Source organism: Microbacterium ginsengisoli (assembly GCF_000956535.1).
Classification (GTDB): domain Bacteria; phylum Actinomycetota; class Actinomycetes; order Actinomycetales; family Microbacteriaceae; genus Microbacterium; species Microbacterium ginsengisoli.
In genome coordinates this window covers 1-12,291 of record NZ_JYIY01000075.1, presented here as the reverse complement: position 1 = coordinate 12,291, position 12,291 = coordinate 1, and the positions used below count along the sequence as shown (strand labels likewise).

General features: G+C 72.6%; 9 protein-coding genes. 5 read left to right on the top strand and 4 right to left on the bottom strand.

Going from position 1 to position 12,291, the window contains the following annotated elements; all coding sequences use genetic code 11:
* Positions 1-10 precede the first annotated feature (10 nt).
* Positions 11-1,006, top strand: a complete 996-nt coding sequence (locus RR49_RS08875; protein ID WP_045247728.1) for a cation diffusion facilitator family transporter — start codon at positions 11-13, stop codon at positions 1,004-1,006.
* A 41-nt stretch (positions 1,007-1,047) separates the two neighbouring features.
* On the top strand, positions 1,048-1,971 hold the full coding sequence (locus tag RR49_RS08870; protein WP_045247727.1) for an LLM class F420-dependent oxidoreductase: 924 nt from the start codon (positions 1,048-1,050) through the stop codon (positions 1,969-1,971).
* A gap of 104 nt (positions 1,972-2,075) precedes the next feature.
* Here RR49_RS08870 and tadA read toward each other — a convergent pair whose 3' ends face one another.
* On the bottom strand, positions 2,076-2,519 hold the full coding sequence (gene tadA, locus RR49_RS08865) for a tRNA adenosine(34) deaminase TadA (RefSeq protein WP_045247840.1): 444 nt from the start codon (positions 2,517-2,519) through the stop codon (positions 2,076-2,078).
* Between the two features lie 61 nt (positions 2,520-2,580).
* On the opposite strand from tadA, the gene upp reads away from it, so the two are divergent.
* Entirely contained in the window at positions 2,581-3,213 is a 633-nt protein-coding gene (gene upp / locus RR49_RS08860) for a uracil phosphoribosyltransferase (protein WP_045247839.1), read from the top strand.
* An 88-nt stretch (positions 3,214-3,301) separates the two neighbouring features.
* Here the strand turns inward: upp and corA are convergent, their stop codons facing one another.
* Together corA and RR49_RS08850 are read right to left on the bottom strand one after the other, a co-directional pair.
* Entirely contained in the window at positions 3,302-4,303 is a 1,002-nt protein-coding gene (gene corA / locus RR49_RS08855; RefSeq protein WP_045247726.1) for a magnesium/cobalt transporter CorA, read from the bottom strand.
* A gap of 222 nt (positions 4,304-4,525) precedes the next feature.
* Complete coding sequence (locus tag RR49_RS08850) at positions 4,526-8,059, bottom strand: TM0106 family RecB-like putative nuclease (RefSeq protein ID WP_045247725.1); 3,534 nt, start codon at positions 8,057-8,059, stop codon at positions 4,526-4,528.
* 119 nt (positions 8,060-8,178) lie between these two features.
* On the opposite strand from RR49_RS08850, the gene RR49_RS08845 reads away from it, so the two are divergent.
* Positions 8,179-10,251 carry an NAD(+) synthase gene (locus tag RR49_RS08845; RefSeq protein WP_045247724.1) on the top strand — a complete coding sequence of 691 codons (2,073 nt, stop codon included), beginning with the start codon at positions 8,179-8,181 and terminating at the stop codon, positions 10,249-10,251.
* Position 10,252: 1 nt separating this feature from the next.
* Positions 10,253-10,810: a phosphorylase family protein gene (locus tag RR49_RS08840; protein WP_045247723.1), complete on the top strand. Its 558-nt coding sequence runs from the start codon at positions 10,253-10,255 to the stop codon at positions 10,808-10,810.
* A 495-nt stretch (positions 10,811-11,305) separates the two neighbouring features.
* Here the strand turns inward: RR49_RS08840 and RR49_RS08835 are convergent.
* A partial coding sequence (locus RR49_RS08835; protein ID WP_045247722.1) for an SbcC/MukB-like Walker B domain-containing protein occupies positions 11,306-12,291 on the bottom strand: 986 nt, incomplete at its 5' end.

Below are 12,291 nucleotides of genomic sequence, written 5' to 3'. Positions count from 1 at the left end.
GACTGACGCCATGAGCGCATCCGGCGGCAACAGGGCGGTCATCGCGGCACTTCTCGCGAACCTCGGCATCGCCCTCACCAAGTTCCTCGCGTGGGCCTTCTCGGGGTCGGCGTCGATGCTCGCCGAGGCGATCCACTCGCTCGCCGACTCGGGAAATCAGCTGCTGCTGCTCTTCGGCGGCCGCCAGGCCCGGCGCCGCGCCGACGCTGAGCATCCGTTCGGCTACGGCCGTGAACGGTACGTCTACGCGTTCGTCGTCGCGATCATCCTGTTCTCGATCGGCGGGGTGTTCTCGGTCATCGAGGGCATCGACAAGTTGCAGCATCCGCACGAGCTCGAGAACCTGTGGCTGCCGCTCGTCGTGCTGCTGCTCGCCATCGGTCTGGAGTCCTTCTCGCTGCGCACCGCCATCCGCGAGTCGAACCACCACCGCGCCGCCGGGGAATCGTGGTTCGGGTTCATCCGGCACGCGAAGGCGCCCGAGCTGCCCGTCGTGCTGCTCGAGGATGTCGCGGCCCTCACCGGTCTCGTGTTCGCCCTGTTCGGCGTCGGGCTGTCGGGACTCACCGGCAACCCGGTGTTCGACGCCCTCGGCACCCTGTTGATCGGCCTGCTGCTGATCGCGGTCGCGATCGTGCTCGGCATCGAGACGAAGAGCCTGCTCGTCGGCGAGGGCGCGCGCCCCGCCGACCAGCGGGCGATCGAAGCGGCGATCACCGGCGGCGGCGAGATCTCGCACCTCATCCACATCAAGACCCTCTATCTCGGACCCGACGAGCTGCTGGTTGCGGCGAAACTCGGCTTCGCCGCTGACCTGCCGCTCGCCCGCGTCGCCAGCGACATCGACGCGATCGAGGCGCGCATCCGCGCCGCCGTGCCGATCGCGCGGGTCATCTACCTCGAGCCCGACCTCTACCGGGCGCACGGCGAGCCCGAGGCATCCGCTCGACGGCAGATCACCCCGCCACCGCCGACCGCCGAGGTCATCGTCGCCTCGTCCGACTGACCGCTCTCGCCCACCGCGGGCCGGAGCGGCAGACTGGGGACATGGAGTACTGCCTGTTCACCGAGCCCCAGCAGGGGGCGTCGTACGCCGACCAGCTCGAATTCGCCCAGGCCGGTGAGCGGCTCGGGTTCGACGGGTTCTTCCGCTCGGACCACTACCTGCGCATGGGCGAGGGCGACCCGCTGCCCGGTCCGACCGACGCGTGGACGACCCTCGCCGGCCTCGCCCGCGAGACCTCGCGCATCCGGCTCGGCACCCTGGTCTCCTCGGTGACCTACCGGGTTCCCGCGATCCTCGCCATGCAGGTCGCGCAGGTCGACGCGATGAGCGGCGGCCGGGTCGAGCTCGGGCTCGGCACGGGCTGGTTCGAGGCCGAGCACACCGCCTACGGCATCCCGTTCCCGCCCCGCCGCTTCGACCTGCTCGAGGAGCAGCTCGCCGTGATCACTGGGCTGTGGGAGGCATCCGAATCGTTCTCGTTCGACGGCGCCCACTACCGCCTCGAGAACGCACCCGCCCTGCCGAAGCCCGTGCAAGGCCGAGTGCCGGTGATCGTCGGCGGCGGCGGACCTCAGCGTACCCCCGCGATCGCGGCGCGGTTCGCGACCGAGTTCAACATCGGGTTCCAGCCCGAACAGGTCATCGCCGAGAAGTTCGCGGGCGTGCGCGCCGCGTGCGCCGAGATCGGCCGCGACCCGAGCACGCTCAAGCTGTCGGTGGCACTCCCGACACTCGCCGCCCCCACCGAGGCGCAGCTCGAGCGCCGTGCGGCGGCCATCGGCCGCGACCTCGACAGCGTGCGCGGCGACACCAACATCGTCGGTGGGCCGGATGAGATCGTGGCGAAGGTCGAGCGCCTGCAGGCCCTCGGCGCCACGCGCGTGTATTTCCAGCTCATGGACCTGCGCGACATCGAGCAGGTCGAGTACCTCGGCTCGACGGTGCTCCCCCGCCTGCCCCGCTGAGGCTCTCGTCGCGGCGGCGGGCGCTGCGGCCCGGCGTCCGGGCGGCGCGCCCGCCGCCGGCCCGCCCGCCGCGCAACGTCGGAACCCTTTCCCGACACGCCGTGTCAGAGGGCGTCGGGTCGGCGCGCCTCGAAGAAGTTCCGAAGCTGCGCCTGCGCCTCGGCGGCGAGCACCCCGCCCACGACCTCTGCGCGGTAGGGCAGACGGCGGTCGCGCACCACGTCGTACATCGACCCCGCTGCACCCGCCTTGTCGTCCCACGCGCCGAACACGACCCGCGACACACGCGCTTGCAGCAGCGCCCCCGCGCACATCAGGCAGGGCTCCAGGGTGACGACGAGCGTGCACCCCTCGAGATTCCACGACCCGATGGATGCCGCGGCCTGCCGCAGGGCGACGACCTCGGCGTGCGCCGTGGGATCCCCCGTCGCCTCGCGCAGATTGCGCCCTTCGCCGATCGGGGTGCCCGCGGCATCCACCACGACCGCACCCACGGGAACATCGCCCTCCGTGCCCGCCACCTCGGCGAGCGCAAGCGCCCGGCGCATGGCGGCGAGGTCGGCGGGGGTCGTCACGGTGACAGCGTAGGCGGTGCTCTAGCCTGTGATCATGCGCTTGCACGTCGCCGACCACCCGCTCGTCACCCACAAGCTCACGGTTCTGCGCGACCAGCGCACGCCGTCGCCGATCTTCCGCCAGCTCACCTCCGAGCTCGTGACGCTGCTCGCCTACGAGGCGACCCGCAACGTGCGGGTGAAGGACATCGAGATCTCCACGCCCGTGACCACCACGACCGGCGTCGCGATCAGCGACCCGCGCCCGCTCGTGGTGCCGATCCTGCGCGCCGGTCTCGGCATGCTCGAGGGCATGGTGACGCTGCTGCCGACCGCCGAGGTGGGATTCCTCGGAATGGTGCGCAACGAGGAGACGCTGGAGCCGTCGACGTACGCCGAGCGCCTCCCCGACGATCTGAGCGACCGTCAGTGCTTCGTGCTCGACCCGATGCTCGCCACCGGCGGGTCACTGGGTGCCGCGATCGAGTTCCTCTTCACGCGGGGCGCGCAGGATGTCACGGCGATCTGCCTGCTCGGCGCCCCGGAAGGCGTCGCGGCGATCGAGAAGCAGGTCGCGGGACGCGACGTGACCCTGGTGCTGGGCGCGCTCGATGAGCGGCTCAACGAGCACGGCTACATCGTGCCCGGGCTCGGAGACGCGGGCGACCGCCTCTACGGCACCGTCTGACCGCGGTCGCTCGGGCCGGCGGCGACCCCCATGTGTGGGCCCGGCACGCGCGGCCTCCGTCGCCCCGCGATGCGTCGACGGACCGCGCTCACAGCCAGTGCTTGCGCTTGAAGATGAAGTAGAGCGTCGTGGGGAACGCGAGCATCACGCCGATCGCCAGCGGGTAGCCGTACTGCCAGTGCAGCTCGGGCATGTCCTCGAAGTTCATGCCGTAGATCGTTCCGATGAGTGTCGGCGCGAAGATGATCGCCGCCCAGGATGAGATCTTCTTGATCTCGTCGTTCTGAGCCAGGTTCGCCTCGGTCTGTCGCCGCGCGACGAGCGCGGAGTGCACCGTGAGCGCCTTGTCGAGCAGCGTACGGTAGCCGTCGACCTGGGCGTCGATCTTCTCGACGTGGTCGAGCACGTCGCGCAGGCTGCGGCGCAGCTCGAGGTCGACGTCGTACTTCTCGAAACCGCGCTGGAGCTTGTCGATCATGGCCGCGAGGGGGTGCACGGCCCGACCGATGCTGAGCACCTCGCCGTACAGCTCGTAGATACGTCGCGACAGGGCGTCGTCGTCGCTGTCACCGAAGAGCTGATCCTCGATCTCGTCGAGATCGTTCTCGATTCCGGCGACGACGGGCTCGTACTCGTCGACCACCCGGTCGAGGATCGCGTAGAGGATCGCCTCCGGACCCAGCGCGAGCAGGTCGGGCTGGTGCTCGAGTCGCGAGCGCACCGCCGCGAGGTTCGGGGATTCCGCGTGACGGATCGTGATGACGAAGTCGGGGCCGACGAACACGTGCACTTCGCCGAGCTCGACCTCCTCGCGCTCGTCGTCGTAACGGGCGGGTCGCAGCACGACGAACAGGACGTCGCCGTAGCGTTCGATCTTCGAGCGCTGGTGCCCGGTGAGTGCGTCCTCAACGGCGAGCGGGTGCAGGTCGAACTCGGCGGCGACCGAGGCGACCTCTTCGGCGCTCGGACGGTAGAGCCCGATCCAGGCGAGCCCTCCGCGATCGTCGTGCAGCCGGTAGGTCTCATCGAGCGTGCCGGGTGTCTCGGCGCGGCGACCGTCGACGTAGATGGCGTTGTCGACCAAGGGCATGGGCGGGCTCCTCTCTCGGGGCGGTCGCGCCGCTCCGACTCGGGACAGCGGGTGGAGCGCGGCGAAGCCGCTCGATGGTAGCCGACCGACATGACCTGTTCGGGGCATCCTGACGAGATCCTCACGGCGGCACGTCGCTCGGCGTCGCGGCACCTGCCCGTGGGCGTGCGCGAGGGGTGCCGCGACGCGGCCGGCGTCGTCGAGCGCGCCGCGGGCCTGGGGTCAGGCGACGCCGACGAGCCGAGCGAACGCGCTCAGGCGCGCGACGCCGGCCGGGGTGTACGGCAGGTCGTCGAGCAGAGCGGGCGAATAGATCACGTAGGCTGCGACCTTCGCCCGCGAGACCGCGACGTTGAGCCGGTTCTGCAGCAGCAGGAACTCGAGTCCGCGCGGCGCCGCCCGCCCGGACGACGCGGCGAGGCTCACGATCGCGACCGCCGCCTCCTGCCCCTGAAAGCGGTCCACCGTGCCCACCCGCACGTCGGCGAGACCGGCGCCGGCGAGCGCCTCCTCGACGAGCACCTGCTGCGCGTTGTACGGGGTGACCACGATCAGATCGGATGCCGCGAGCGCCCGTCCGCCCGCGGCGTCGGGATCGCCCGGGTCGGTGTACGTGCGACCCACCAGGTCGCGGGCGAGTCGCACGACCTCGGCGGCCTCTTCGGGCGACTGCACGGCGTTACCCTCGTGGGCGAGGGGCAGCGGATGCAGGCCCGGCTCGATGCCGGCGAGCGAGCGGAGCCCGGCGTCGGGGGCGGAGGCGAGCGCACCGTCGTAGGACAGGGTCGAGACCGGGGCGGCGACACGCGGATGCATGCGCCAGGTGCGCGAGAGGAAGTAGCCGTGGGTCGGCGGGAGCACCGCGGCATCCGCCATCACCCACCCGAGCGCGGACGTGTCGACCGGCTCGGGATGCGTTCCCTGACTGACCTGCGGCAGCTGCTGCGGGTCGCCGAGCAGCAGCAGACGCGGGGCGGCGAGCGAGACGGCGATGGTCGAGGCGAGGGAGAACTGCCCCGCCTCGTCGATCACGAGCAGGTCGAGCCCGCCGCGCGCAACGCGGTTGGTGTTCGCGAAGTCCCAGGCGGTGCCGCCGACGACGAACCCGCCCGACTGGTCGGCGATGAACCCGGCCATCCCGTTCTTGCGGATCGCCGTGAACGCGTGACCGGTCGATGCCGGATCCTTCGGCGCCTTCGCCACCTGCACGGCGGGCACCCCGGCGGCGATGACCCCTTCGAGCATGTGCTCGACGACGGCATGGGACTGCGCGACCACACCGACCCGGAACCCGCGGTCGCGCACGAGGCTCGCGATCACCCGGGCACCGATGTAGGTCTTGCCGGTGCCCGGAGGACCCTGCACGGCCAGGTAGCTGCGGTCGAGGTCGGCGACGGATGCCGCGATCGTCGCCGCCAGCTCGCCCGCCGCGCGCCCGTGCGGGCTCGAGGTGAGCTGACGCCCGCGCAGACGCGGCGGACGGCGGCGCAGCAGATCGGTCGCGGGGTCGTCGGGGAACCCGGGGGCGGCGTCGAGCAGCCCCTCGGCCCATGCGTCGATCGCGGTCTGCTGCCCGGCGGCCTGCGGGGGCCGCGGCGGAGTCAGCGCGATCGGCAGCGTGTCCCACGTCTCGCCGTCGACGGCGAACTCGGCGATCACCGCGCCGTCGTCGAGCACCTCGAGCACCTGAACGGTGCGGCCGGCGTGGATCCACCGCGGCGACGGCTGGGCGATCGGGTAGGGCGCAGGCATGGGGTAGAGCGCGAACGGATCGGAGCCCTCGCTCAGCCGGGTGCCGGGCGCGACGTCGCCGTGCAGCTCGATGATGCGGCGGTCGACCCGCTGCCCGTCGCCGCGGTGCCAGTCGGTCACGACCCGACTGCGGGCCGCGTCGACGACCACCACGTCACGGGTCTGCTCCCAGAGCGACACCGGCTCGCGCAGCCGCAGGAAGTGACCCGCCCAGAACGTCTTCGCCTCGCGCGGGTAGTAGTCGATGGCGGCCGCGGCGAGCGCCAGCGCACGCACGTCGGGGTCGTCGGGCGACGTGAGGGCCGCGGCATCCGTCGCCCGTCGGCTGAGGGCGACCGATGTCGGCGACGGCTCGTAGGGCGTCTCCTCGGGGGTGACATCGCGGGCGGGATAGAGCCCGGCGTCGCGCGCGCGGGCGACCAGCCAGTCGCGCAGCCGCAGAGTGGAGACGCAGTCGTCGCGGTTGTACTCGGCCAGGTCGTCGAGGATCGCCGCCGCGGCCGCGTCGTCGCCGTCGTCTGCGGCCGCCCGCGCCTCGACGTAGCGCACGATCGAGTCGTCGCCGCGCTGCACGTCGCTCGTGCGCAGGTCGTCGCCCATGTAGAGCGGCTCGAGCTTCTTGATCGAGTAGGAGCGGGACCCCACCCGCAGCGCCCGCCGCACGATCGGGTAGAGATCGACGAACACACCCTCGCGCAGCAGCCGATCAACCTCGGCCTCGCGGGTGCCGTGCCGCGCGGCCATCTGCAGCAGATGCGTCGGCTCGTACGGCGCGTAGTGGTAGATGTGCAGGCCCGAATGGGTGCGCCGGCGCAGCTCGATCAGATCGACGAACTGCTCGAGCGCGCGCTTCTCGTCGGCGAAGGTGTGCGCCCACAGGGCGCTGTACTGCTCGCGGGTGTCGACCCACCCGAACAGGTAGTCGATGCCCCACACGTTCGCACCGCCGGCGTGCTCGGTGTAGAGCGGGTCGCCCTCGAAGTCGAAGAACAGGTCGCCGTGATCGGGCCGCGGCAGCGCACCGAGCGCGGCCGCCGACACCACCTCGTAGGCGGGCGCGGGCGGGCGGGACGCGCCATCCGTCTGCTGCTGCTCGCTCGCCAGCTGCAGCCGCGCCTGCGTGCGCAGCGATTCCCACACCTCGGCGCCGAGCCCCTCGGGCGGGGCGGATGCCGCGGCCAGCGCGTCGATCGTGTCGACACCCCCGGCGCGCATCCGCTCGCGCTGCACCGGGCGCATGCCGGCGACGAGCAGCAGGTCGCGTTGGCCGACCACCTCGAGGTCGCACGTCGCGCACCGGCCGCACGCCACGACGTGCAGGGCGCCGCGGTCGTCTCCCCAGGCGATCGGCGTGCCGGACGCCCCGGCGGCGAGGTCACGGTCGGCGATCAGGGCGCGCAGGCGCTCCCGCCGCAGCGTGAACACGGGCATCAGGTCGGCGACCCGGTGCACACTCGTCGTGCCGTCGCCGAGCAGCAGCTCGACCTCGTCGGCGCGGGCGATGCCCAGCCGGTCGAGCTGGTCGACGTAGGCGGCGAGCTGCATGAGCGCGGTGACACGGGCGTGGCGGGCGAGCTTGGTGTCCTGCACGATCCAGCGCCCGTCGTCGCCGCGCAGCAGGAAGTCGGCGAACCCGACGAACTCGCCGGTCGCGAACGCGGCCTGGTAGACGACGGATGCCGCCGGGTCGCCGAGCGCCCGCACGGTCGCGGTGACCGCGGCATCCATCGCCGTCGCATCGGCCGAGCGCGTCTCGGGGATCTCGACGACGGTTCCCGGATGCGTCTCGCGGTAGCGCTCGAGCACGCGCAGCTCGTGCTGCGTGCCGAGGCGGCCGGCGCGCTCGAGGGTGGGGTCGTCGGGCTCGTCGACCGCGGGCACGCGGCCGAGCTTCGCGTCGATGGCGCGCAGCCAGGCGAATTCGCACTCGGCGGCGGCCTTGAGGTCGCTCGCGCTCCACACGATGCGGGCGGGCTGTGGGCCTGCGGCCTCGATGTAGCGCATGGGACGTCCTCTCCCGCTCGACCCTAACGGCCGCCGCCGACACCGCCGCTGCGCCGCCGTGGCCGCCGTGCCCCGTCGCCGGCGCGCGGGCCGACGGCCCGCAGTGCCAGACTGGACGCGTGACCACCGCCCTGCCGTTCGCGAGCGCCTATCGCCACGGGTTCGCCCGTGTCGCCGCGGTGACCCTTCCGCTCGCGATCGCCGACCCCGCGCGCAACGCCGCGGCGACGATCGCGGAGGCCCGTCGGCTGCACGACGACGCCGTCGCCGTCGCCGTCTTCCCCGAGCTCGGTCTCAGCGGATACGCGATCGACGACCTCGTGCTGCAGGACCCGCTGCTCGACGCCGTGATCGATGCGATCGACGCGGTGGCCGCGGCATCCGCCGATCTGCTGCCGCTGCTGTTCGTCGGCGCGCCGCTGCGGATCGGCAGCCGCCTCTACAACTGCGCGGTCGCCATCCACCGCGGGCGTGTGCTCGGCGTCGTGCCGAAGACCTCGCTGCCGACCTACCGGGAGTTCTACGAGCGGCGCTGGTACGCCTCCGGAGCCGACGCCGACACGGATGTCGCCGACCTCGGGCCGCTCGGAACGGTGCCGTTCGGCACGCAGCTGCACTTCGCGGCATCCGATGTGCCCGGCCTCGTCGTGCACGCCGAGATCTGCGAGGACCTGTGGGTGCCCGTGCCCCCGTCGTCGACGGCCGCCCTGCAGGGCGCGACCGTGCTGCTGAACCTGTCGGGCAGCCCCATCACCATCGCGCGCGCCGACGACCGCGAGCTGCTCGTGCGCTCGCAGTCGCTCCGCGGCCTGGCGGCGTACGCATATGCCGCCGCCGGCATGGGCGAATCGACCAACGACGTCGCGTGGGACGGGCAGACCCTCATCGCCGAGCTCGGCACCGTGCTGGCGCGCACCGAGCGCTTCCCCGAGGGGGCGCGCGCGAGCATCGTCGACGTCGACCTCGACCGCATCCGCCAGGACCGCCAGCGACAGGGAACGTTCGACGACAACCGCGCCGCACTCGTGCCCGGCGCCCCGGTGGTCGTGCCGTGGCGGCTCGACCCGCCCCTGAGCGATGTGGGCCTGCGACGGGATGTCGCGCGGTTCCCGTTCGTGCCCGCGGATCCGGCCCGTCTCGCGCAGGACTGCTACGAGGCCTTCCACATCCAGGTCGCCGGTCTCGAGCAGCGCCTCGCCGCCATCGGCCACCCGAAGCCGGTGATCGGTGTCTCCGGCGGCCTCGACTCGACGCATGCACTGCTCGTCGTCGCACGGGCCATGGACCGCGCCGGGCGGCCGCGCAGCGACATCCTCGCCTACACGCTGCCGGGGTTCGCGACCAGCGACCACACCCGCTCGAACGCCGTCGCGCTCGCCAAGGCGATCGGTGCGACGGTCGAGACGATCGACATCACCCCGGTCGCCCACGACCTCCTCGGCGCGATCGGGCACCCCTACGCGAGCGGCGAGCCCGTCTACGACGTGACGTTCGAGAACGTGCAGGCGGGCGCCCGCACCGACGTGCTCTTCCGCCTCGCGAACCGTCACGGCGGCATCGTCATCGGCACCTCCGACCTGTCCGAGCTCGGCCTCGGCTGGGCGACGTACGGCGTCGGCGACCAGATGAGCCACTACGCCGTCAACGCCGGCGTGCCGAAGACGCTCATCCAGCACCTCATCCGCTGGGTCATCGCCGAGGGCGAAGGGGTGGATGCCGCGACCGCCGCTGTGCTGCAGTCGGTGCTCGACACCGAGATCAGCCCCGAGCTCGTGCCGGCCGATGCCGACGGCAACGTGCAGTCCACCGAGGACACCATCGGGCCGTACGCCCTGCACGACTTCGCCCTGTTCCACGTGCTGCGCCACGGGCTGCGGCCCTCGAAGATCGCGTTCCTCGCCGAGCGCGCCTGGGCGGATGCCGCAGCCGGCTCCTGGCCCGCCGGGTTCCCCGAGGGCGAGCGGCCGAGCTACGACCGGGCCGAGATCGTCCGGTGGCTGCGCGTGTTCCTGTCGCGCTACTTCGGGTTCGCGCAGTTCAAGCGCACGGCCATCCCCAACGGCCCGAAGGTGTCGCCCGCCGGATCACTGTCGCCGCGCGGCGACTGGCGGGCGCCGAGCGACGGCAACGCCCGCGCCTGGATCGCCGAACTCGATGCCGCCCTCGACACCACCGCCCCGGGAGACAACTGACATGCGCCTGCTGGTCGCCGCCCTGAACTCCGAGCTCGTCGGGTTCCCGCTGGAGCTGCCCGGCTTCTCGCGCCTGGTCACCGGACCCGGCAAGCTCAAGGCCGCGGTCGAGTTGACCCGGGCCCTCGAGCGCGGCGAGGTCGACGAGATCGTCGTCGTCGGCACCGCGGGGCAGCTCGACGCCGGCCTCGCCGCCGGTGTGCACGAGATCTCCGCCGCGCTGCAGCACGACGTGACCGACCTCGACGGCATCGTGGGGCAGCACGTCTCGCTTCCGTCGACCGTCGAGACGGGGCATCCGGGTGTCGTCATCGCCACCGGCGACCGGTTCATCGACGACGCCGACGCCGTGGTCGCGATCCGCGAGCTCGGCGCGCAGCTGGTCGACATGGAGACGTTCGCCTACATCTGGGTCGCGCACGAGTACGCGGTGCCGATCCGCGTGTTCAAGGCGATCTCCGACAGCGCGCAGGACGGCGCCACCCAGCTGTGGGACGAGACCGTCGCCCACTGCAGCGCCCAGCTCTACACCCACCTCGCCGGGCTCTACGGGGCCTGAGGGCGGGCCCCGCCGGGCCGTGTGCCGAGGCTTGCGCGGGCCGCGTACCGCCACGGGGTCGCGCGAAGCGGGCTGCGGGGTCGGGGCTCCGGTGCGGGGTCGCGCCGGGCACCGCCGCGGGGTCGTGCCAAGCAGGTGCCGAGCGCAGGAGACCTGGCGGACGCAGGACGAATCGCGAGGATGTCGCCTGTCCTCGCGCGTTCGCCTGTTTCCGCGCGGGCGGGAGCGCACGGCGGGCACCGGCACCGGGCCGTGCCGGGCAGGTACGGAAAACAGGAACACACGCGGACGCAGGACCAATCGCGAGGATGTCGCCTGTTCTCGCGCGTTCGCCTGTTTCCGCGCGATCGGCGGCAGGCCTGCACAGCCGCATGGGCGGCATCGGGCTGCGCGAGCGCCGTGGGTCGGCACAGCCGCATGGCCGGGGCGCCGCGCGCCCGCGTCGGGCTGAGCGGTGCCCTGCGGAGCCGGCACTCACCCGGCCCCGCCGGCTGATCAGTCCGACTGCCGGATGATGCTGGGCCCCCGGCCGGTCGCCTCGACGACGAGCTGGGCGGGGATCTGCTCCTTCATCGCCTCGACGTGGCTGATGACGCCGACCGTGCGTCCGCCGCTGCGCAGCTCGTCGAGGGTGCGCATCGCGAGGTCGAGGGTCTCGGCATCGAGCGAGCCGAATCCTTCGTCGATGAAGAGCGTGTCGAGACGGATGCCGCCGGCCCGCGCCGTCACGACCTCGGCGAGCCCGAGCGCGAGGGCGAGCGAGGCCAGAAAGGTCTCCCCGCCGGACAGCGAGTGCGCGGGGCGCGCGACCGCGGTGAACGCGTCGACGATCTCGAGCCCGAGACCGCTCTGCGCCCCGCGTGAGGCACGCGCATCGGTGTGCTGCAGGCGGTACCGCCCGCTCGACATCTCGTCGAGCCGCACGTTGGCGGCAGTCACGATCTCCTCGAGCTCGGCGGCGAGTACGTAGGTCTCGAGCGGCATGCGGTAGTCGTTCGGGGCACGACCCGCGAGGGTGTCGGCGAGGCGGGCGACAATCTGATGCGTCCGCTCGAGCTCGGCGCGGCCCTCGTCGACGGCGGCGGCCCGGTCGCGCAGGTCACTGAGGGCGGCAGCGGCCTGATCGTGCCGGGAGAGGGCGTCGGTCGCGGACCGCACGGCATCGCGCGCGACCCGCAGTGCCTCCTGCGCGGCCGCGACGTCGACCGGCTCCTCGGGGAGCCCGAGCGCCTCGAGTTCCGCCCGACGCGCGGTGACGGTGGCGACGGATGCCTCGTGCCCCCGCACCCGCGCATCGAGGCGGTCGCGCTGGACCGCGTCGCGGACCGCCGCACGCACGGCGTCGGCGTCGGCGAACGGGGAACCGCCGAGCGCGTCGGCGCAGCGCTCGGACGCCTCCCGCGCGGCCACGTCGGACGCCGTCTGCGCGGCCACCGCGGCGACGACCGCCGCGGCGACGGCGAGCTCGGCCTCATCTGCGG

Bases quoted from the DNA above. Each gene is read 5' to 3' on its own strand.
- RR49_RS08875 (WP_045247728.1), top strand. From the start codon at position 11: ATGAGCGCATCCGGCGGCAACAGGGCGGTCATCGCGGCACTTCTCGCG.
- RR49_RS08870 (WP_045247727.1), top strand. From the start codon at position 1,048: ATGGAGTACTGCCTGTTCACCGAGCCCCAGCAGGGGGCGTCGTACGCC.
- tadA (WP_045247840.1), bottom strand. From the start codon at position 2,519: ATGCGCCGGGCGCTTGCGCTCGCCGAGGTGGCGGGCACGGAGGGCGAT.
- upp (WP_045247839.1), top strand. From the start codon at position 2,581: ATGCGCTTGCACGTCGCCGACCACCCGCTCGTCACCCACAAGCTCACG.
- corA (WP_045247726.1), bottom strand. From the start codon at position 4,303: ATGCCCTTGGTCGACAACGCCATCTACGTCGACGGTCGCCGCGCCGAG.
- RR49_RS08850 (WP_045247725.1), bottom strand. From the start codon at position 8,059: ATGCGCTACATCGAGGCCGCAGGCCCACAGCCCGCCCGCATCGTGTGG.
- RR49_RS08840 (WP_045247723.1), top strand. From the start codon at position 10,253: ATGCGCCTGCTGGTCGCCGCCCTGAACTCCGAGCTCGTCGGGTTCCCG.